Origin of the sequence: Octadecabacter temperatus (assembly GCF_001187845.1) — a bacterium.
Taxonomy (GTDB): Bacteria; Pseudomonadota; Alphaproteobacteria; order Rhodobacterales; family Rhodobacteraceae; genus Octadecabacter; species Octadecabacter temperatus.
Genome location: NZ_CP012160.1, coordinates 517,935 through 539,904, shown reverse-complemented (window position 1 = coordinate 539,904; position 21,970 = coordinate 517,935). Strand labels below are relative to the sequence as shown.

The window sequence follows — 21,970 nt, the reverse complement described above, 5'->3', positions numbered from 1 at the left end:
GTTTGTATGTATACAAATGAAATGTCTACAGTTTTTTCAAACTCCTCTCGGACTTGCCAATAGCCAGAGACCAAAAATCGTGTAAACCACCATAACAAAAGATAAACCTAACTGAAGCCTCAGGACGTTTTGACGCCGAGTGCAGAACATTTCAGCAGTTTTGTGACTCAAGAGTACAGCCAGAACATGCGAAAGGACGACGATTCCGGCCTGAAACAGCCAAATTAATTTGACCGTTTCTGGCACCGTGAGAAAGCCGACTTTGACCCGTACACCGCCCAATCCGAACAGGTTCCAGCCCTTTGCCAAAGGATCCGCCAATGTCGCCACGACAACCTGAATTTGGACAAGGAATGACACAAAGTAATGCGCGAAATGATACCCAATAGCGATTGGTAGCAGTGTAATGGAAAAACGAATGAATGCCTGTTTGAACTTGGGTAATGTGTGCTCATCATGATGCGTTACGGCTAACAGCCCAACCCAAACGGCCCCCGCGAAAAGCAAAGTCAACGAGATGATTCCAGCAGCTAAGCCAAGGGTTGTCGATGCAACCATTGCAGTACGACCTGGGTACTCCAAAGGGTTTACACCCAACTTCGCAAGCCACCAGAAAGTTTCATGCAACCCGTCAAAACTGCCGGAAGCAAGAAGAACGAGGACAAACATTGCATGACTAAGCCCAAATTCCTTGCTCTGAAAAGCTTGCCATCCCGGGAATCCCAACTTCACAGTCTTTAGTCCACCAGCGATACGCATTGTACCAAGTAGGTCGAACAACACGGTGAAACATTCGACCTGACGGAGCCAAGCGTCACGACCAAACAGCGTCATTCCGAGAAAAGTAAATAGCCAGTACATGAACGCGAACCATGCAAGACGCTCTGGGTCGTTCGGTGCAGTATCCGCCAACACAAAACCCATAAAGGCAGTGAAAACTAGAACAGCAGGCCAAACCGACAGTTTCTTAGAAAGCCGTAGCGGCGACTTGTGACCTGACATTAAGAAGTCGTAAAAGCCCACCAACGGATTAAACAGTCGCCAAATGTCGAAAACAAAGCCCTGAACCACAAACATGGCCATCCACCATACTGTCCATAGCACAAGGGGCATCAAATTGGCTTGAGGATCTGTTGGACCCGAAATCCCGAGCCAAATCAATGCAAGAAACCCGCCTGACGACACAAACTGTAAAAGTTTTTGCGGTCGTAGTCGGCCCCGCGATAGCCCTGTATCAATTGGTGACAAAACCCTATCTAGGACACTGGCTCTCAGAATGAACAAGAGGGCGATAGTGGCGGCGACGACCGCTGTACCCCCAGAAATATAGGCGGCGGTGGGCAACAAAAGAACAAAGCCTTGATCTGCAGCATGCCCATGTGCCGCTCCACTTTTCAGAAGAAGCGCGGCGAGCAACGGAAAAATTGGTTTCAGTTTTGGCCTCATGTCATTAGTATACATATGAATGTGCTCGGAAAGGCAAGAATTATGATAAAGCGAATAGGCGCAATTTTTGGCATCATTGTCGTTGGAACGGCATTCTATTTCGAATCCCTCCCCATAGAAGGTACCATAACTGTACTAAATGCCCGTGCGGCCCCAATGGGCGCAAATGGCAACATGTTTATGGTTACATTGACTATGACGAATGAGGGTGACGCCGTCGCGCTAACTGGCGTTCGATCTGAATCCGGTGGGCAAGCGCATATTATGAACACCGAACAAACGGGATCACTAGTCATCCCTGCGAACGGCCAAGGGCTCTTGGCAATGGATGGGGCTCACATGATGCTTTCGGTGCCAAACGGCGAGTTCGAAGAAGGGTCCTATCAATCCGTTTCCTTAGAATTCAACGATGGGAGCAAAGTCGGTGTTCGTGTTTTGCGCCCATTTCAGGAAAGTGACGGAGGCATGATGAACCACGACATGTCTCAAGGTGTAGAAGCAGAGCCTTCCCCAGCAATATCCTTCACCTCTGGCCCCGCGGTCAACGCCGCAGGTTTTGAAGTCAACCTTGCGCTTGAGAGTTTCATCTTTGTCCGTGCCTCAGATGATGCGCCCCACGCGCCGAATGAAGGTCACGCGCACGTCTATCTTAATGGCCTAAAGCTTGGTCGCCTTTACGAAGATCGTTATGAAGTTGGCGCGCTTATGCCTGGCGACTATGTATTAAGAATCGCACTCAACTCAAATGATCACCGCCCGTATGTGGCGGGAGGCAACGCCGTCGAGGCCACCCTAAAATTTCAGATCGATTAGGCGTACGCAACATAAAGAGAATTTTTTGGTACCCGCGATTAGGTTTCATGGAATGGGAACCTTGCATTTCAACGGGAATATTGCCGCCCAGCCGATGCCCAAGGCAACAGCCATCTAGAATTGAAAAATAGGTTAGTGAACTGGCCCTTGTTTGCCGGAGACCCACAAGTAAAGATGCTGCGTTTTGGAGAAGAAAAATGTGGCAACTGATATTCACCTGAGGTGAGCGAACGAACCGTGCGGATGGTGTTCGAACATCAAGGTGAATTTGGCAGCTAGTCTGCTGTAATCAAATCGATTCCGCCAAAGGTCGGCTGTGCGCCTGATACGATTCGTGCGTAAGCTCGACGCACTGAGACGGACAGTGGTCAACATGATGGTGTGACGACAGCCGTGTGCTGCAGATTGGCCCTTCCGTATTCTATACGCATTTGGCTTTGGAGAATGACCCAGACAAAGCGCCGGATCGCGCCAAACGTGACACTGCATTAAACCCAGTGATGGGACTGGTAACTTATGGGTCTATCGTGCGCGCAAACTTTGGCATGCGATGAAACGTTAGAAGTTTGGCATCGCCCGCTGTACCGTTGAACGGCTCATGCGTGACATAGGCATCGAAGGGGTTCGGCGCGGGAAGAAGATCAAAACGACGTGGCCGGACAAATCCTTGCTATACCCAATGGACCGAGAGAACAGGCGGTTCCGTGCGACAATGCTAGACCTAATCTGGGTGCCGGACTTCACTAGCGTCTCAACCTAGCAAGGGTTCGTCTATGTGGCATTCGTTATTGATACGTTTGCCAACAAGATTGTCGGTTGGCGTGAATTGTCTGACGTCAGGGCTTGAGGGACATGCAAAAGTCCTGGCGAGAAGATCGACCTCGATGGCGACTATAGCGGCCTTGTGCTGGCCCGCAATCTCGTCGCACTTTTTGATAAGTCCGAATAGCGTGTGTTCCATACCTGCATTATGGAGTCACAAACTTGCTTTTATTGGGTAGATTGCTGGTGGTTTGATACATAAGGCAGAGCAGTCCATTATAGCGGACATTGATACGTTGCCGTAGTATTATTGGATCACGATGCTCCCGCTTCGTGTCAGCGGGTTGGTCGTGTTGCGTGCCTACAATTGCCAATATTTCATGATCTTGATCAGCTTGATAGGTTGCTAGCTCAAGAAAGGTAGAGGAAACCTAATTTCCACAGTTAACCCTCCCGCTTCATTGCGCGCCAGATGAATTGATCCATCATGCGCCTGTACAACCCGACGGGAGGTAGAGAGCCCTAGGCCAGCCCCCCCCGTTTCTAAATTACGACTGCTGTCACCTCGAACGAACGGTTGGAATAAGCTTTCTAAGTCTACTGTACCCAAACCTTGGCCTTCGTCTGACACAGTAATGTGTGCAATTCCTTTGCTTGATCGCAGTTCTGCCCGGGCGTTCTCTCCGTATTTGATCGCATTATCTGTTATGTTTCTAAGAGCTCGAGCAAGACTAACTTGTCCACCGACTACATATGTTTCGCCGCAGCTTTTGAACGGGATATTTGCGTCAGCGCAGATAGTTGCAATCAATGCGGAGAGTTCAACTTTGTCTGTTAGATCCTCTTCGACCCCTACATGTGCAAAATTTACCAGCCCATCTGCCATACGGGTTAACTCTTCCAAATTTCTGATCATGCGATCTCTTAGATCGTCTTCACCTATATCTTCGACGCTAATACGCAAACTTGTGAGCGGTGTTCTAAGATCATGTCCCAGCGCCGCGACAGTTCGTTTTCGCTCACTGTCAAAGCGTTCAATCTCATCTTGCATAGAATTGAACGCGCGCGCGGCATCTCTCAATTCGGACGGACCGCTTTCCTTGACTTTCGTAGATCCGGGCCCGCTCATTGAAGAGCGCGCGGCGGCCGACAGCGCCTTCACCGGTGCGATGATGCGGCCCACAAACAGTCCCGACACGATACTGACCGACGCGACCGTTAGAAAAAAAATCGATGTAATAAATTTCAGGTCTGAATTTGTGTACCAGCGCTGGGGCGCTCTGGATCGAAAATTTAGCCAAGTTCCGTCTGATAGTTCGGCAGATATTGCAATCACTTCACGGCTCCGCGCGGAATTCCGGTCATCTATTGATGCGTTAGGTAGTGCGCGAGACAAGATCGATCCAGTGACACTTTGAATTCGCACGTCTTCTCGCACTCGCGCGACAAGCGCTCTGGAACGTTCGCTGTCTGCCGTTTCAATAACCGACGGCGTTTGCGAAACGCTGATTGTTGTTGTGCGATTTGAGGCAGCTTTTGAAACTGCAGAGCGTTCAGTTTCTGACAAGCCATCCAAGGCTTGAAACAACTCGACAACCCGCGACGCCGCCGATTGATCACGAGAAGATTGATCATTCGCTCGTTGAAATAGTGTAGTAGCGATCATCGCGACGACAAAGGAAATCAAAATACTGACGCCAAGCAAAACGATGAGTTGGGTTCCAAGCTTGCTAAAAAAGGGTCCGAGGCGCTTCATTCGCCGCCCAATTCTGTCACGACAGCAACCAATTGATATCCGCCCCCCCAAACAGTCCGAAGCAACGTCGGGTTTGATGCATCCTGTTCGAGTTTTTTTCGCAGCCGGCCGATTTGATTGTCGATTGCACGATCATAGGCTTTTTCCTCACGGCCAACGACGTAGTCAAGCAACACAGCCCGGGACAAAACAGTGTTGGGATGATCTAAAAGGATCGAAAGCAACCGGTTTTCATAGGTCGTCAACTCGACAACGTTGCCATTCTCAGAGCGTAATTCATTTTGTGCTGAATCATGTAACCATTCGTCAAATTTGCGAACTTTGAATTCCACCTCATCCACTTTGGGCGCGCGGCGACGCAAAGCGACACGCACCCGCGCAAGCAATTCCCGCGGGTTGAAAGGTTTGACAACATAATCGTCGGCACCGAGTTCAAGCCCAACAATTCGATCGGTTTCACTTGTCATTGCTGTCAGAAAAATAACCGGCGTATCCTTGTTGGCCAGTAGCCAACGGCAAAGGCTAAATCCATCCTCACCCGGCATCATGATGTCCAGTAGCACAAGATCAAATGCGGCCTCACGCAGACACAGCCTGGCTGCCGCTGCATCTTCGGCCACAACAATTCGAAAGCCGTTCCTACGCAAATACGTTGCTAAGGAATCCCTAATATCCTTTGAGTCATCGACGATCAGTATGCTGTGGGCTGATTTATGCAAACTAAGGTTCCCCAGCTTTATGCTACGACTTCAACAACCTGCATCATACCTTGATCTTCATGCGGAAGAACATGGCAGTGAATTACGAACTTTCCTGTAAACGTTTCGTATCGCGTCTTGAATGCGACCGAACCGGTCAGGGGGATGCCTATCGTGTCCTGCCAGCGCCGCAGTGGGCTATCTACTGCGAGGGTTTCCCCGTCGATTTCGGTAATCAGATAGGGGTTTACGTGAATATGATAGACATGAAGCACCTGCGTGCGGTTGAAAACAGTCCAGTCTTCTGCGGCATTCAACTGCAGCGTCTTTTCTATTTCTCCGTCAAAAGCCTCGAGATCGATCGTACGCTGCCGCGTGAACGCAAGCTCGCGCTTTGGCAGTTCAATGTCGTCAAAGGGAACCAACCCAGAGCCCGGTAACGCATCATCATCGGACCATGTCGCCGCAACAGAGGAACCTGCTACGGTGATCGGAAGATCGATGAACCGAGCGAGGTTACTGTCGTTGGCCAAATCGTCCAAGGATGACTTGACTGCAGTTGAAATTGTTGTGGCATCCAATACGGCTGGTGCACGCACAATAAAGTCCGCACGGTTTCCCGGAGCCAATGCTGAAGGATTGAACCAAGGTGCCTCAAGGTTCTCTAAATTAACCGCGACTCGCTTGTCTAGCGTAAGCCCATCGAAGGCAATCAGATGCATTTCCAAGTTAGAAATGCTGGGGCGTAAGAAGGCGTAATCCGCGCCATTCCCGCTTCCGTTGATGACACGCCAACGCTGCACTTCTCCAGGGCGCATGGTGAATTCACTGGGGGCAACAGCACTGCCGTCCTGGTCGACCAGAAGAACTTCTTCGCTGGTGATGAAAAAAATCTTCTCAACGGCCTGTTCAATGTATTCCGGCATGCTCCCCGGAACATCGTCAATAATCAATGGCCCCGCGAGCCCATCGCTTACTTGGTCCGCCGATGATCCATGTTTGTGCGCGTGGTACCAAAACGTCCCTGATACGTGATTTTCAGGTATTTCAAATCGGAATTGGTTACGTCCATATCTAAAGTGGGATTTGACATCGACACCGCAGATCTCTTCACAACTCACAATCTGCCCCTCAGGAACCACGCTCACGAAGATATTGTCGGCGTCAAATTCCCCAGTGGAATCTGTCGTTGGTGAGACGTGGAGGCCATGGGTATGGAAGTTGGTCGTATTCAATCCGTGAGGCTGATTGGGATTATCCGTACAATCATCATGCAAAGGAGGCAGATTATTGACGAGCTCAACATCCAACGTTTCACCAGCCGCGACGCGCATGATAGGCCCGAGTGGTTTTCCGTTGTAAACTTGGCGACCATCAAGGTTGTCGACGACCAACCGATAGAACGCATCCGCATTGCCAGCGACCGCTCGATGTGCACCAAATGAAAATCCGCCACCAAGAACTGCAATGGAAACAGACCCCAAAAGCAGCTTACGCCGAGACACGATTGCGTTCGGCATACTTGTTGAATTTATATGTGCACGTTTGGGATTTCTTGTTGCCATTTTTATTGCCTCCTTTTTTGTCGTGGAAATTTATGTTTGCGGTGATCAGTCCTCGTTTTTTATCATCCATGTTCGGAGTAATGGATCAGACATGGCACATGGGATCACGTCGAGCGAGCGCGACTGAAATGGACCCGCCTGCCGACTGTTTTGTCCAGCTGTCAAACATTGACTAGGCTGGTCCAAGGGATGGAGCGCGCCAGTCTCCTCATCAAATGAAAACATCTGTTCCCTCGCACCTGTTTCACAATCAATGAGCCCCAAAGACGTTTCAGCTGAACTCGCGTTGAGCGCTAAGCAAAGCCCCGAATATTCAGCATGTTCGATGTGTCGGCTTACCGCATCAAAGGTGAACAACACATCTCGGTTGCGGCTATCTTCGCTATCCGGCTTGCACGAGTGAAGTTGGATCCCATTTGACAGTCCGCGTCCGACGGTATCGATGCACCAGCCAAGCCTTTCTGGCTCATTAAGGTTATCCGCCAAATAGATGACAGGTCCGGAGTTTTGAAGCATCGGGGCTTCAGCGACCGCTGGTTGAACAGACGACAAAATACCGGATACCGTAAAATAAAACCACAGCTTGGACAAATAATTTCCTTCCGAACGAATGTTTCGAAGCTTCCAATCAAACCTGACAGCATCAAAGCCGTTTTCCGAGAAAAGAATTGTCGCAGCCTGTCGCAAACCAGACCAATGATAGATTCTACGACAAAACAATGCTATCGTTGCTCGTGCCTCTGCCCGTATTATCTTCCGAAGATGTGTCTCGTGTCTGCTGTTTCATTTCAAATGGGATGCAACATTACTGATGGACGCGAAGACGAAGTATAGGTCATTTTGGAAAGGACCGAGTATGAAGAACTCAACAATTGCCGCGAGCTTATTGATGGCCACAGCGATCAGCGGTGCGGGGCAAGCCATGGCTTCACCCAACGTGCTTTTGATTATTGCTGACGACATGGGTTTAGATGCGTCCGCCTGCTATAACGTGGGTAACCAGCAAGCATCCATGCCAAATATCGAAGCATTGTGTGAAGCGGGTCTCGTCTTTGAAAACGCACACTCGTCGCCAACATGTTCGCCCACCCGCGCGACCATGATGAGTGGCCAGTACGGGTCGCGTACAGGCGTTGGTGCACCAGTTGCCACAGACGGTAGCGATGAACTTTCTGTCGACACTTTCACGATATTTGATGCTTTGGCGCCAACAGGTTATGCGACCAACCTTATCGGAAAGTGGCACATTACAGGCCGACAAAGTGGTTATGGGGCCCCCGCCGATATGGGAATTCCTGACTACTTTGGTCCATATTTTGGCGGTCTTTCTGACTATCACAACTGGACCGCAATTGAGAACGGCGTGGAAGTCGAGATCGAAGGATATGCCACCACAATCCAGACAGACCGCGCGATCGATTGGGTTGGCGAACAGGAACAACCATGGTTCTTATGGCTTGCCTATAATGCACCACATTCTCCATTCCATCTGCCACCAGCAGATTTGCACTCGTCCCACGATTTGGAGGACGACGAGGCCGCTATCTCCGATAATCCCTTGCCCTATTACCAAGCCATGCTGGAGGCACTTGATACCGAAGTTGGTCGGTTACTGTCATCCATTCCCGAAGACACTGTCGTTATGTTCATCGGTGACAACGGGTCGCCAAATCAGGTCACCAGTGGTGTCTATGGAGAACATAGCGCGAAGGCCTCGCTCTATAGCAGCGGTAGCAACGTACCATTAATCGTCACAGGTCCAAACATTGACGCGGGCCGTACGGCTGCATTTGTTAATACGACAGATCTTGCAGCTACGATTACGGGACTGGCGGGCACTGGTTTCGATTCACAAGATTCAATCGACTTTGGCCCAGTGTTGGCTGGCGCAGAGGGTTCACGTAACTTTCTTTACGTCGAACACTTCACCGAACGCGAGACTAAGGGCGGCGGAATGTATGGCTGGGCTTACCGTGAGGGTGACTATAAAGTCGTCGTAGCGCTGGACGCAGATGTTGAACTTTATAACCTCGTAGAGGATCCTATGGAGCAAAATGACCTGCTTGCCGATGGCGGAACTACTGAACATCTCGCCATATCTGAGGCGCTTTCTGCAGCGCGTGAGGCGATAGTTGCCCCTGCCAACTAACGCTTAAAAGCTCCGGCTTGTACGCAATCAATCCCAATGGGGTTTTCCAATGAGTACGCTGATTTGACTGACAATGGTAAAACAAGTTGCTGCACCCCTACCGTGGGCATCCAACGGCCAAATCTTGTTGCTCAAGTACATAAAACCAAAACATCTTGCCGCCCTGACAGCGTTGCTGTTCCGGGCGGTAAGGCCTTGATTGGGACGGCGCGCCCTCTGATCCAAGGCGACGGTGAAGGCCCGCTTCGACAAAAGAAGGTAAAACCGTTCCGCATGAAAACCACGACGGTCAGCAATGCGGAATTCGCAGAATTTATAGCAGCAACAGGATACATAACCGAAGCGGAACAATTCGGTTGGTCCTTTGTATTCCATTCCGACGTACCCAAAAGCATTGGCAAGACCCGAAGTGCCCCCGGAACGTCTTGGTGGCGTATGGTTGAGGGTGCGACCTGGCGTGACCTCAACGGTCCAAAAACTGGTGAGGTAGCGTGGCATGAAGATCATCCGGTTGTTCAGGTTTCTTGGAACGATGCTGTCGCATATGCGGAATGGTGTGGCGGGCGATTGCCATCCGAAGTTGAGTGGGAACACGCCGCACGCGGCGGTCTCGGTGATGTGCCTTTTCCGTGGGGAGACAAGGAACCGGATGACGATACGTTTCTACCATGCAACATCTGGCAAGGCCGCTTTCCAACACACAACACAGGTGCTGATGGCTGGAAAAACACCTCGCCTGTCAACGCCTTTGAACCAAACGCTTATGGGCTATTCAATATGGTAGGTAACGTTTGGGAATGGACAAGTGACCCTTTCCGCATCCCTTCTCTCAAAAAAAAGACCAAAGACCGACTTGCGGCGATGAAGGGCTTCAAGCTCTTAAAGGGGGGATCGTTCTTATGCCACCGCAGCTATTGCTATCGCTACCGTGTCGCTGCGCGTATCGGGAATTCACCGGACACAACCACTCCTCATCAGGGATTTCGAGTCGTTTGGGGCGAGGTTTAGTTCGCAAATCCATTCGGTATTCGAACGTATATACAGAGCATTCTGGTAGCGCAACGGTACGACTAAGGTATTGGAGTGCCTAGTAAATTAGTATTTTTCTTAATGGGCCGAAGGCGAGAAACATTGCAATATATTTGACCTCCTTACTTTTCGCATTCTCCATTGGTGAACGATCTTACAGCTCACTCTGCAAAACAGAGCATCAAGTCACGCCAGCAGTTAGAGAGGAGTCCTCTAGGTGGAACAACAGGTAAATCTCTTGGCCAAATGTGTTGGTTGCAACATCGCAGTCTGCGCACTTTACCGACCATGGCCTAGTTTACAAAAATGTAAGTTTGAAAAGAAGCGTTTGTAATATCGACGTCCCATCTTGGTGTCATCGGAAGACACAACGTCTTCCATCACACAAAATTTGGAGACCTCTTATGAACATGAAACTTATCGCAGGCGGCGCACTCACTGGTCTGGTTTTAGCAGGCAGCTTGGCTGGCATGGTGTCAGCCCAATCCGTAGCAGATGCGACAGGCCTTACAGAAGAACAGGTGATCGAGATCGCCCTTATGGAAATCCCGGGTGAGGTGCAGGAGGTCGAACTTGAAAACCACCGTGGCCAACAAATCTATGAAATCGAAATCCTCTCGGCTGATGGTGAAGAAATGGAAGTTGAGATTGACGCGCAGACAGGCGATGTTCTGGAAGTGAAGGCAGACCGCGAAGGCTGCGACAAAGATGATGATGACACCGACGAGGCGTAAAAGACGCCACATCGGGGACGAAAGAGAGGTTGCTGGAGACAGCAGCCTCTTCCCCGCGTTAAAACTGAAACGAGAGTAGCCATGCGCATTTTGCTGTTGGAAGATGACAAACACCTCGGCCCGTGGGTTGCTGGTGGCTTGCGCGAAGAAGGCCATGTCGTTGACCATTTTGAGGACGGCAAAGACGCGTTGATGGCCGCGATGGGCCAAGAGTTTGATCTGTTGATCTTGGACCGCATGGTGCCCGGTTTAGACGGGCTGTCTGTGTTGAAGTCCTTGCGCGCCTCCAAGAATACATCCCCCGCATTGTTCCTCACCGCATTGGGCGAGGTGGACGCCCGAGTTGAGGGGTTTGACGCAGGCGGCGATGATTATCTGACCAAACCATTTGCTTTCGCTGAACTGTCTGCCCGCGTGAACGCTTTGGGCCGCAGGCGTGACAGCAGCGACAGTGCAGAACCCGCGTCAACGGTGTTGCGCTTCGCTGACTTAACGCTCGACATGTTGTCGCGCAGTTGTATCCGTCAAGAGCAGGAAATCGACCTGATGGCGAAAGAATTCAAACTTCTGGAATACTTCATGCGCCGTCCGGGCCGTTTGGTGACCCGTACTATGTTGCTCGAACAGGTTTGGGATATGAGCTTTGATCCAACAACCAGTGTCGTTGAAACGCATATCAGCCGGTTGCGTTCCAAAATCGATAAACCTTTTAAAGAGGCTCTGATCAGGACGCGACGCGGTGAAGGATATGTCTTTGGCAAATAGGGTCACCAAACGCTTAGGATGGCTGCGGCGCTCATCAACGCTGCGCTTGTCGCTGCTGTTATCGGTTATTTTTGCCGTCGGTATGGCGATTACCATTTTTGTTGCCCTTGAAGTGGGTGAAGACGCCATTGAGCAGAGCGTTGACGAGACCTTGCAAGCACTGGCGGGTGCGACCGCATTGGAAGACGTTGAAGGCGACAGTCCCGCGATGATCTTGCGATCTTTGGATGATCTGGACGGTCTCCCGCAACCTTTTAGGCGCGCGGTGGACCGCAATGGCGGAACCGTTGATCTGGATCGCAATTTCCAAAGATCCGAGACTTGGCGTGTCTTGGTGACTGACGATAGCAACGGCGATCCGATCCTGATTGCTGTTCCAGTCGAAGACAGCGACCGCGCCCAAGAGCTTCTTGCCGGGGTACTTTGGACGACCGCAGCTTTGGTTATTGCGGTGACCTTGGCTATCGGGTTTGGAACCGGACTGTTGGCGCAGCGCCGTTTGGTACGGATCAACGACACGCTGCACCGCCTTGGGACGGGCGATCTATGCGCACGCACGGGGCTTAAGCGGTCCAAAGATGACCTTGATGACATCGCACATGAGCTTGACCGAACTGCGTCTGAACTTGAACGCCTTGTGGCGCAAGCCCGTCATTTGAGTGGTAGCATCGCCCACGATCTGCGCACCCCCCTTGCACGGCTTCGTGCCCGTCTGGAAGATTTGCCAGAGGGTGAGGAGCGCGGCGCCGCGTTAGAAGAAGCGACGCGTATGACAGGCGTCTTTGACACCATCATGCGGGTGGCGCGGATTGAGGCCGCACAAGGGAATGACGGGTTTGAGCCTGTGGCATTGGGCCAATTTGTCGATGAACTTGCGGAAACTTTTGGGCCTGTGGTTGAAGATGCAGGCAAGACGCTGACGCTGGATACAGATGTGGCGTCGACTGTAATGGCGGATCGCCAAATGCTAGTGCAGGCTGCTGCCAATCTTATACAGAATGCCCTAGTTCATGGGGGCAAGGACATTGCCCTATTTGCCCACGGTTCTGCGTTTGGTGTCGCAGACAACGGCGCAGGCGTCCCGTCTGAGCAATATGATGAGGTCATTAAGCCGATGGTCCGTCTGGATGCGGCGCGATCGAGTGAGGGCACGGGACTGGGTCTCGCACTGGTGCGCGCTGTGGCGGATCGGCATGGCGCGAAGCTCATTCTTGCTCAAAATGACCCGGACCAAAACCTTAAGGGGCTGCGGGTCACACTGAACTTTGCATAATTGTAAACTTGCAGTCAGGCGTCCGTAAATTTGGCCTCTCATATCTGTTTCATCGCAACAAAGATGAAACTGGAGATGACCACATGAAAAACCTAATCAACAAAGCAACGTCCCTCGTATCTGGTGCGGCACTGTTTGCCTTCGGCGTCGTTATAGCGGGGATCGGACTGGCAACCATAAGCGTTTTGGCACTGCTTGCATTGACCGCCGTCGGCATGGCGCTGCTCGCGGCTCCTTTCGCCGCGATGGCGCAAACAAGCGAAGTAGATGCAGACGACACTCTCGACGCGACGGCAGACAAGACCGTAGACGCCGCGCCCGCTGCTTGATCTTCACACCCACTCACCAACAGAAAGGACCGCACATGCAGCCCCCTGCGCGCGCTCATGGCTTCGTGACCAAAACCATCCATTGGCTATCCGCCGGATTACTTGCCTATGGTTATTTCAAAGGATTGAACAACGTTCGTCAGCTGAATCAACCTGGCCTTCTTGAATTTGAAGTGATCTTCGCCTTGGCGCTAGGAGCCTTGTTTCTTGTTCGCCTACTTTGGACAAAGTACGTCGCAGGCCACACACGCCTGCCTCAGGACGCACCAAAATGGGAACACGTTGCGTCGCGTGCTGTTCAGGTTGGTCTATATGCAAGCGTCTTTGGGATCGTTCTGTCGGGCTTGGGTATCGCCCTTGGTTTTGTCACTCCGATGCTCGACGGCCTATTCATGGATGCAATGTTGGCTCTGCACGACGTTACACTGTTTGCCCTTCCGGTCTTCCTCGGCGTCCATATTTTTGGTGCGCTCTGGCATAAGATTGTTCGGAGAGACGGGGTGCTCGAAAGCATGACAGGTCGGTTGCCGATCTAACTGGTAAGTCGGTAGCCACAATACTTGCGGTCGCATTCAAAAGACTGCGGCCGTATCGAGTAAAACGCTGCGCGAAATAGGCTAGGCCAATTCGAAACCATTGGCACCGCGTGCAATAGGCTTTCCAAGTGGCATCGATTTATTCCGGGGCCACCTTTGCGGCAATCTTGGATGGTAAGAAACTTGGATTGAACGCACTGGCCCATGTTCAGGTGTCCCTCGTTGACTATGAATCAGCCTCGATTGATAAATTTCATGCGTTTATTCAAGAGAGCGAACAAGTTCTGGAATGTGCGTCCATCACGGGCGACTTTGACTATATTCTAAAGGTTGCGGCCACTGATCCTGAAAACCTTGAACACTTCATTATGCGCAACCTTCTTGGGCTTGGGGTTGTCAGGACGACGACGACCATTTTCATTTTGCGAGAACTGAAGGTGTCTGGCGCGCTGCCAGTCGGCATTTGAACGCGAGCAAATATCAACGTCAGGGTACCTTCCTAGCAGCAATGCAGTTGGGATCGAAGACGATCTACATTGCGGTGATGTCGTCGGGACGCATTGGATCCAACGAAACAAATCTCTATATGTAGTAAATATAGAAATCCCGCAGCGCTTCTGGCGTAAGCTTCTCGGTCTTTTCGACCTCTGCCAATTTCATGAAGATATGATTTTCGACCAAGCCAGAACCAACAGCCTCAGATAAGGCCACGTCAGCCGCCAAATCTGCGATCGCGAACTTCAAATCAGTGGCAGCACCAATTGTAGCGTCCGTTTCTACAAATCCGTCGCCAGTCTCAATCGGTTGCAGATCATATCCGTTTTCGACCCCCAACAAGGCCGCCTGCAATACGGAAGCAACGGCTGTGTAAGGGTTCGATGATGCGTCGGCCATACGGTGTTCCAACCGCGCTTTGGCGCCGCCTTCGCTGCTGATCCGTGTCGTCACATTGCGATGATCGCCGCCCCAGTTCTTCCAATGGCCGGACAACGAACCGGGCTGCAGGCGATCATAGGAATTGGCGGTCGGCGCGATCAGACCAGCGAGGCCCTTGTGATGGTGCAGCAGCCCCGCGAGACAGCCACGCGCAAGATCGTTCAGATGATCGGGCCCGCCTTTGCCACCCGTCGAAAGGGAGTTGTCGCCGTTCTTGTCGTTAAACGAGAAATTGATGTGCATCCCGTTGCCCCCCGCCTCGGCGATGGGTTTGGGCATAACCGTCAGGATCACGCCTTCGCCCAACGCCACTTCGCGCGCCATTTGGCGAAACAAAATGATATCGTCGACAGCTTTTACCGCATCATCAAAAGTCAGCGTGTATTCGAACTGCGGGCTGTCATATTCGGCCGTGATCATATCAAGACTGAAGCCAAGTTCTTCCGCTACGTCCCAGATCGCATCGTTGAAGCCACGCGGATCGGTGAACGGACCTGTTCCGTAAACGACACCGCCAAGACTGTCGTAGGGGATCAGTTTACCGTCAGCGTCATGGATGAAGGCAAAAGCCTCTAACTCGATGCCGACCTTGGGTGTCAGCCCCTTCGCCGCCCAAGCCGCAACCGCGCGTTTCAGCGCGCCACGTGGGCACATCGGCAGAGGCAAACCGTCCGTGTCATACAGATCGCCCAAAACGATCTTGGTGCCACTTTCCCAGCAGTCGCGAATGTCATCCGCGCTCCAACGCAGCTCCATGTCGGGCAGGCCTTCCATCATCATCGCACCGGGGGCGGGCAACAGGTCTTTGTCGTAATGAACGCCAAAGGTTGAGCGACAAAACCGCGTATCATCTGTCCCGATTTTGTTGTGAGGCAAGTATTTCCCACGCATAATGCTCAGATGGTCACAAAAGACCGCGCGCAATCTATCGTTCATTATTTTCTCCAGTTTAAGCGCGCGTGATCCGCACGGGCAGCGATTTAAGACCGCTTACAAAGTTCGAACGCAGGAACAGCTGTGGCCCATCCGCTTTGATGTCAGTGATCCGTTTACTGAGTTCTTGGAACAGCACCGTGACCTCAAGGCGCGCCAACCACATGCCAAGGCACAGGTGCGGCCCACCCAATCCAAAGGCGAGGTGTTTGTTGGGGCTCCGCATCAGGTTCACGCGGTTGGGTTCATCGAAATACGAGTCATCGCGGTTGCCCGATGCGAACCAGTACAAAACTTTGTCACCCTCGCGGATGGTCTTGCCGTGCATGTCGTAGTCTTGCGTTGCGGTGCGGCGGAAATAGGTGGCTGGGGTGGCCCAACGGATCACCTCGTCCGCCATCGTGTCCCAGACCTCGCCACCCGCTTTCAACTGGCTACAAGATCGGTCAACGCTTCCATTCAGCAGAAGCGACACGCGTGGCCGATGGTAGAAGCCAACATTTGGGCCATCTTGTTAAGGCGGACGGACGCTGGCGCATTTTCATGTTTGGGGGCACTCAAGACCCGACAAAGCCCTCTTCCGATGCATATCAATTCATTGATTTTTTGGCGAATGACGCCTCATCCCCCGTACAGAAATACACGCCAAAGGGCTCAGATATCGACTCGGTCATCGACACCTACACCATCTTCCAACAACAGGATCTGTCGATGCATGACTTGCATGGCTATCTGTGGCCGGCAAAAGGCAAGTACGGCCTTAGGGACTACGAAAAAGTATTCCAAAGCCAAAGTGGGAGCGACGTCTTTGATCTTCGCGGCATCGAGCGCAGCAGCGGCTGTGTTGTGATCGTCAGGCCCGATCAACATATCGCCTCGATCTTGCCTGTAACAGCTCATGTGGAGTTATCGAAGTTCTTCGACGTATTCATGATTGAGCAAACATAACCCGCCATTATTGGCATCGGAGTATGAGACTTTGAGGTTTTTTTGCGCCTCGTTGAGCAAGCTGAATGGCAAAACATGCTGGCTTTTCGCCAAATAGCCGCGCGCGAGTTAAAACGTTCCCCCGCCAGTAGCCACGCCGAGGAAAACTGTCACTATGGGCTCACTGCCGCCATTCGCTGCATCTGCACGTGATGTCTATGCTGAAGGTCCGCTTCTTCATTGGCTCGTCTGAAACTTTGCAACCGCAGCGAAAGTCCGCATTCCGCCCATCTATACCTTGCATTATCGTATTCGCGGAGACTGCCTCCTACCGCATTCGACAACATCGTTGATGGAATTCGCCTTACTTCCGGAATGGCTTGTGTTTCAATTATTGCGGCATAGATCTTCAACATGACTACAGAGCCGCCCACCCAAATCGTCCCCTTACCGCTCAGCGTACCGCTTGCCGAGCGTGAAACCGGATTCTCCTTTATGTCGCGCCTCGCCGCACGCAATGGTGTTTCATCCCGCCTTCTCGGGCTTAATTATGACATGCCCTTCAAATCAGTCGTTGACGGAGAAATCACAGCCATCCGGACGCTAAGTGCGCTCGGTTCGGTGAATCCTGAGCAGGTAGCAAAGTGGACGGCCAGTCATCGCAATAGATCTTCACACCGACTTTGCGGTGAAACCTTTCACGGCATGTCTGTTCGAAATCCCGTCATAAAGGGGTGCCCCCTATGCCTCAAAGAAGATGCCCAAGATCACACCAGACCACCCGAGCAGGCGATGGCCCTGCGCGGCCATTGGATGGTCAAACATGTATTCCTATGCATGAAGCACCGTCACCCCTTGGTGCCACTTTGGCGTGAATCAAACCTGATTTTGCGTTATGATACATCACAACGTTTCACCGACCACGCAGCAGCCCTTGTCCAAGGTGACTTTGACCAAGAGACCAGAGAGTTCACTGACTATGATCAGTGGATAGACAACCGTTTAGAAAACGGGAGGGCAGACGGATGGTTGGACCAGCACCCTCTGCATGCCGGTGCGACCTTTTGCTTCCTTCTTGGTTACGCGTTGTTGCGGCTCGAGATTTCAGCTCCGTCATCCATTCCTAGAGAGGATCGTTGGGCCATTTATCAAACCGGTTATGAGGTAGCGCGCAAAGGTGAGTCAGCAATTCGAAAATCGCTTCAGAAGTTACAGCAGCGAACAGCGACGCCACAACAGGGGCCCAAGGCGACTTTTCCCTTGCTGTATGAACGGCTTGCGCATGACTATGCTACTGATCCAGACTTCATGCCGTTCCGAGATATTTTACGTAGCCACATTTTGGAAACTTGGCCTCTGGGAGTTGGCGACGAATTGATGGGCGATCCGGTAGAAAGGCGACAACTACATTCGGTCATCACCGCAAGCAAAGAGACCGGTGTTGACCAACGCAGATTGCGCAAACTCCTTGAGGCACGAAAGCTAATTTCCCCTGAGCAACCAGACGCTTGGGCGTTATTCGATGCTGAGGACACGTCACATTTGCTCGCGTCTTTGGTGACCTATTTGCCGGCAAAAAATATTCGCGGAAAGACTTTGCATGACACGGTCGCAGTTTAACCTTCTTGTGGAAGATGGTGTGCTAAGACCCACCCTCCTAGACGTCGAAACAAAACATGTCTGGAACCCAACGGATGGTCAGGATTTTCTGGCGCAGTTATTTTACGGGGCTGAACACCTGGTTCAGGCTCAGCATGGCTGGGAGCACATTTCAAAGTCCGCAATGAGACTCAAAATACGGCCCGGTGACATCGTCCGTGCAATTCAAGCCAACCAGCCATTGCGGGTAGGTAATCATGCTGATTTTGACGGCTACGCTGCATTGTACGTCTATCATGACCAGGTCGCCTCACTACTTGGCGGCAAAAATCCAGATGCCAGTTCGATTGAGATGTTTGCGAAGTCTGTGGGCGCTCGGCAGATGCCGGCGTTCAGACGTCTTATTATTAGAGGCCATTCTCCCTGCTCGAAGCTAAGAAACCCACGCACAAATTCTATGCAGCTCTACATCAGCCCCGCCGATGCCCAAGCATTCCATACGAAATTCTACACGCTACGCAGCATGAGTGCAGAATATGATCGAAGCTGGCAGCACCTGAATACTGAGCTTGCCGAAGCCGGTGTAAAACCCTTCTCTCCAGATGGGGTGGACTACGGCAAAATCTACCTCAAGGAGGACGTGGACAGTTCTTTAGGTTAAGGTCCTCGTCACAAAGAATTACTTCACTAAAACGAATGGCGGACCCCGAAAAGGTCCGCCATTTCTTCTATCTGTCAACATCGTCCAAGAAGGCAATTTTGCGCCACTCCAACCGCCAGTGTCTAATTCGTCTCGCGATCAGCGCTAACATCCGTTTTTTGTCGCAAAAACGTACTTTCGATGTCGGACGTCACACAACAACATAAGGAAAGAACCCGATCAGCCACACTTCGAATAGCCGCAATCTGAACAGGTCATACACCCTTCAACCATGCGCAGCGTATACTGGCCGCAGCTTGAACAGGCGTTGCCTTTGGGCTTCATGTTCACCACCTCGGCGTGGGGATCAGTTTTAAGCCCCATCCCTTCACCGGCGAGGAAACCCGTCGAAATCATGTGCTTTTCAATGACGCCGCCAATAGCCGCGAGGATAGACGGGACATATTTCCCTTGAATCCATGCACCACCGCGCGGATCAAACACCGCCTTAAGCTCTTCGACGACGAACGACACATCGCCACCCCGACGGAACACGGCGGAAATCATACGGGTCAGTGCAACTGTCCACGCGAAGTGTTCCATGTTCTTAGAGTTGATGAACACCTCAAACGGGCGCTGCTGCCCCTGATGCAGGATATCGTTCACGGTGATATAAATCGCGTGCTCGGAATCCGGCCATTTAAGCTTGTATGTTTGACCTGTCAGCTCGCCCGGGCGATCCAGCGGCTCAGTCATATAGATAACGTCGCCTGCGTTTTCATCCGCAATGACTTCCGGCTTTGTTTCGGGTTCGACGGACAAAACAGAACCCGTTACATCGTTTGGACGGTAGGTCGTGCAACCCTTACAGCCTGAATCCCATGCTTCCATGTAGACCTCTTTGAAGTCATCAAACGAGATGTCTTCGGGCACATTGATCGTCTTAGAGATCGAGCTATCGACCCATTTCTGCGCGGCAGCCTGCATGCGTACGTGGTCCATCGCAGGCAGTGTTTGGGCGTTGACGAAATAGTCCGGTAGTTCTGCATCACCGTGCAGATCGCGCCACATTTTAACGGCGTAGTCTACGACTTCTTCTTCAGTGCGCGTGCCGTCTTTTTGCAAGACTTTGCGGGTGTAGGCGTAGGCGAACACTGGCTCGATCCCGCTGGACACATTGCCTGCGTATAGGGAAATCGTGCCCGTTGGTGCGACAGAGGTCAGCAAGGCGTTGCGGATACCGTGGGTACGGATCGCGTCGCGCACATCGTCGTCCATCTGCATCATGTTGCCCGAGCTGAGGTATTGATCCGCGTCAAACAACGGGAACGCACCTTTTTCCTTGGCCAAGTCCACCGACGCCAGATACGCGGCGCGGGCGATCGCTTTCATCCAAACTTCCGTTTGACGCGCCGCCTCCTCGGATCCATAGCGCAGGCCGGTCATCAGCAGTGCATCTGCCAGCCCAGTAACACCAAGCCCGATCCGGCGCTTTGCGGCCGCTTCTTTTGCTTGTGCTTCCAGTGGGAACTTTGACGCATCCACAACGTTGTCCATCATGCGAACGGCTGTCGCGACCAGTTCGGTCAGTTCGTCCTCGCTGACGTGCGCGGATTTCTCGAATGGGAAATGCACCAAACGTGCAAGGTTTACAGACCCGAGCAAACACGCGCCGTATGGCGGCAAAGGTTGCTCACCACATGGGTTCGTCGCCGCGATGGTTTCGACGTAGTTGAGGTTGTTCATCTCATTGATACGGTCGATGAAAATAACGCCCGGTTCAGCATGGCTGTATGTGGACTGCATAATGCTGTCCCATAGTTCGCGGGCTTGAACGGTGCGAACAACCGCGCCATCCCAAACCAGATCCCACGGTTTATCCGCCTTTACCGCTTCCATGAACGGGTCGGTGACAAGCACGGACATATTGAACATACGCAAACGGTTGGCGTCGGATTTAGCGGTGATGAAGTCTTCCACATCTGGGTGATCACAGCGCATCGTCGCCATCATCGCCCCGCGGCGGGACCCCGCAGACATAATCGTGCGGCACATCGCGTCCCAGACGTCCATAAAGCTCAATGGGCCAGAGGCATCCGCAGCAACCCCGTGAACAGTCGTACCCTTCGGGCGAATGGTTGAGAAATCATATCCGATCCCCCCACCCTGCTGCATCGTCAGCGCGGCTTCGCGCAGGTTGTCAAAAATGCCCGACATCGTGTCAGGGATCGTTCCCATAACAAAGCAGTTGAACAAGGTTACGGACCGATTGGTCCCCGCGCCCGCAGTGATGCGGCCAGCTGGCAAATACCGGAAGTCTTCCAACGCTTTATAAAACTTAGGTTCCCACTCCGCGGGCTTTTTTTCCACTGACGCCAGTGATTTCGCAACACGTGACCAAGTCTCTTCAACTGTCGCATCAATTGGCGTGCCATCCGCCTCTTTCAAGCGGTATTTCATGTTCCAAATTTGTTCGGCAATTGGAGCGGCAAAGCGGGTCATGAGTACCTCTTGGTTGGTGGCAGAATCGTTAAGAAGAACTTACCCTACCATAAGCAGGGGGAACTTTTGAAGAACATACTTCATATGCAGAAGCTATCTGTTGGCACTGAAAGCGCCTCAGATTTGGCCTTATGGCACGCGGACAAGCGTGCGCAAGCCCCTGATGGCCTGCCAAGACATATTACCCGTATGTGGCCCAAACGGGCCGATGAAATCCTTGCCGGTGGGTCGATGTATTGGGTCATCAAGGGCTCACTTTTGTGTCGCCAACGTATCTTGCGGTTCGACGAAGTGATCGGGTCCGACGGAATACGCCGCTGTGCTATTGTTCTTGATCCTGAACTTGTTCGCATCGCACCAACGTTAAAACGCCCCTTTCAGGGATGGCGCTATCTAAAGCCCGCAGACGCTCCAATGGATCTCCCCGAAGGACGAGAGGCAGAAGAAGCCTTGCCTGAATCGCTGTCCGCAGCACTTGCTGAAATCGGGGTTCTTTAGACAATTCATCCTCAAGAACCAACTGTAACGGGCCGGCAACAGGATGAGATCCAAACGGGACATTTGGATCCTCCCTATTG

The 21,970-nt window shown here is 52.0% G+C and carries 20 protein-coding genes and 2 pseudogenes; 14 read left to right on the top strand and 8 right to left on the bottom strand.

From position 1 onward, the window contains the following. Positions 1-36: 36 nt before the first annotated feature. The gene (locus tag OSB_RS02840) at positions 37-1,461 is read right to left on the bottom strand and encodes a hypothetical protein (RefSeq protein ID WP_158454099.1); all 1,425 of its coding nucleotides are present in this window, start codon (positions 1,459-1,461) and stop codon (positions 37-39) included. A gap of 27 nt (positions 1,462-1,488) precedes the next feature. Between OSB_RS02840 and OSB_RS02835 the strand changes: the two genes are divergently transcribed. Next, complete coding sequence (locus OSB_RS02835) at positions 1,489-2,259, top strand: copper chaperone PCu(A)C (protein WP_049833558.1); 771 nt, start codon at positions 1,489-1,491, stop codon at positions 2,257-2,259. Between the two features lie 392 nt (positions 2,260-2,651). Further along, positions 2,652-3,082 (top strand): annotated as a pseudogene (locus tag OSB_RS16990) (IS3 family transposase); the annotation flags it as partial. Between the two features lie 345 nt (positions 3,083-3,427). On the opposite strand, the gene OSB_RS02825 reads toward OSB_RS16990, so the two are convergent. Genes OSB_RS02825 through OSB_RS02810 form a run of 4 tightly spaced genes read right to left on the bottom strand, consistent with a single transcriptional unit; the run spans position 3,428 to position 7,727 of the window. Continuing rightward, positions 3,428-4,777: an ATP-binding protein gene (locus OSB_RS02825; RefSeq protein WP_049833556.1), complete on the bottom strand. Its 1,350-nt coding sequence runs from the start codon at positions 4,775-4,777 to the stop codon at positions 3,428-3,430. Further along, positions 4,774-5,496 carry a response regulator gene (locus OSB_RS02820; protein ID WP_049833555.1) on the bottom strand — a complete coding sequence of 241 codons (723 nt, stop codon included), beginning with the start codon at positions 5,494-5,496 and terminating at the stop codon, positions 4,774-4,776. The genes OSB_RS02825 and OSB_RS02820 overlap by 4 nt, the downstream gene beginning before the upstream one ends. Before the next feature lie 17 nt (positions 5,497-5,513). After that, positions 5,514-7,040: a multicopper oxidase family protein gene (locus OSB_RS02815; protein WP_049833554.1), complete on the bottom strand. Its 1,527-nt coding sequence runs from the start codon at positions 7,038-7,040 to the stop codon at positions 5,514-5,516. Between the two features lie 45 nt (positions 7,041-7,085). Then, a complete protein-coding gene (locus OSB_RS02810; protein WP_049833553.1) occupies positions 7,086-7,727 on the bottom strand; it encodes a ricin-type beta-trefoil lectin domain protein in 642 nt (213 codons plus the stop codon). Between the two features lie 169 nt (positions 7,728-7,896). Here OSB_RS02810 and OSB_RS02805 point away from each other — a divergent pair, with 169 nt between their 5' ends. The 8 genes from OSB_RS02805 to OSB_RS02770 all read left to right on the top strand — a co-directional run bounded on the left by OSB_RS02805 (position 7,897) and on the right by OSB_RS02770 (position 14,322). Next, positions 7,897-9,189, top strand: a complete 1,293-nt coding sequence (locus OSB_RS02805; protein ID WP_049833552.1) for a sulfatase-like hydrolase/transferase — start codon at positions 7,897-7,899, stop codon at positions 9,187-9,189. 102 nt (positions 9,190-9,291) lie between these two features. Then, positions 9,292-10,197: a formylglycine-generating enzyme family protein gene (locus OSB_RS02800; RefSeq protein ID WP_425311657.1), complete on the top strand. Its 906-nt coding sequence runs from the start codon at positions 9,292-9,294 to the stop codon at positions 10,195-10,197. Positions 10,198-10,622: 425 nt separating this feature from the next. Continuing rightward, entirely contained in the window at positions 10,623-10,952 is a 330-nt protein-coding gene (locus OSB_RS02795; RefSeq protein WP_049833551.1) for a PepSY domain-containing protein, read from the top strand. 81 nt (positions 10,953-11,033) lie between these two features. Beyond that, on the top strand, positions 11,034-11,717 hold the full coding sequence (locus OSB_RS02790; protein WP_049833550.1) for a winged helix-turn-helix domain-containing protein: 684 nt from the start codon (positions 11,034-11,036) through the stop codon (positions 11,715-11,717). Beyond that, a complete protein-coding gene (locus OSB_RS02785; RefSeq protein WP_143831176.1) occupies positions 11,701-12,990 on the top strand; it encodes a sensor histidine kinase in 1,290 nt (429 codons plus the stop codon). The genes OSB_RS02790 and OSB_RS02785 overlap by 17 nt, the downstream gene beginning before the upstream one ends. Before the next feature lie 83 nt (positions 12,991-13,073). Beyond that, the gene (locus OSB_RS02780; protein ID WP_049833548.1) at positions 13,074-13,319 is read left to right on the top strand and encodes a hypothetical protein; all 246 of its coding nucleotides are present in this window, start codon (positions 13,074-13,076) and stop codon (positions 13,317-13,319) included. Between the two features lie 35 nt (positions 13,320-13,354). Then, positions 13,355-13,855, top strand: a complete 501-nt coding sequence (locus OSB_RS02775; protein ID WP_049833547.1) for a cytochrome b — start codon at positions 13,355-13,357, stop codon at positions 13,853-13,855. A 128-nt stretch (positions 13,856-13,983) separates the two neighbouring features. Next, positions 13,984-14,322 carry an Lrp/AsnC family transcriptional regulator gene (locus tag OSB_RS02770; protein ID WP_082166406.1) on the top strand — a complete coding sequence of 113 codons (339 nt, stop codon included), beginning with the start codon at positions 13,984-13,986 and terminating at the stop codon, positions 14,320-14,322. A gap of 115 nt (positions 14,323-14,437) precedes the next feature. Here the strand turns inward: OSB_RS02770 and OSB_RS02765 are convergent, their stop codons facing one another. Beyond that, positions 14,438-15,727 (bottom strand): type I glutamate--ammonia ligase, encoded by a 1,290-nt coding sequence (locus tag OSB_RS02765; protein WP_049833546.1) that lies wholly within the window; start codon positions 15,725-15,727, stop codon positions 14,438-14,440. Between the two features lie 13 nt (positions 15,728-15,740). After that, a pseudogene (locus OSB_RS02760) lies at positions 15,741-16,160 on the bottom strand (cytochrome P450); the annotation flags it as partial. A gap of 41 nt (positions 16,161-16,201) precedes the next feature. On the opposite strand from OSB_RS02760, the gene OSB_RS02755 reads away from it, so the two are divergent. From OSB_RS02755 to OSB_RS02745, 3 genes are all read left to right on the top strand, one after another. Beyond that, positions 16,202-16,672: an FAD-dependent phenol hydoxylase family protein gene (locus OSB_RS02755; protein ID WP_234967339.1), complete on the top strand. Its 471-nt coding sequence runs from the start codon at positions 16,202-16,204 to the stop codon at positions 16,670-16,672. A gap of 393 nt (positions 16,673-17,065) precedes the next feature. Next, on the top strand, positions 17,066-18,271 hold the full coding sequence (locus tag OSB_RS16425; protein ID WP_074202178.1) for a TniQ family protein: 1,206 nt from the start codon (positions 17,066-17,068) through the stop codon (positions 18,269-18,271). After that, on the top strand, positions 18,252-18,911 hold the full coding sequence (locus OSB_RS02745; protein ID WP_049833542.1) for a hypothetical protein: 660 nt from the start codon (positions 18,252-18,254) through the stop codon (positions 18,909-18,911). Before OSB_RS16425 ends, OSB_RS02745 begins: the two co-directional genes overlap by 20 nt. Before the next feature lie 219 nt (positions 18,912-19,130). Here OSB_RS02745 and OSB_RS02740 read toward each other — a convergent pair whose 3' ends face one another. Next, entirely contained in the window at positions 19,131-21,392 is a 2,262-nt protein-coding gene (locus tag OSB_RS02740; protein WP_049833541.1) for an adenosylcobalamin-dependent ribonucleoside-diphosphate reductase, read from the bottom strand. A gap of 84 nt (positions 21,393-21,476) precedes the next feature. On the opposite strand from OSB_RS02740, the gene OSB_RS02735 reads away from it, so the two are divergent. After that, complete coding sequence (locus OSB_RS02735) at positions 21,477-21,890, top strand: DUF1489 family protein (RefSeq protein ID WP_412457886.1); 414 nt, start codon at positions 21,477-21,479, stop codon at positions 21,888-21,890. Positions 21,891-21,970 lie beyond the last annotated feature (80 nt).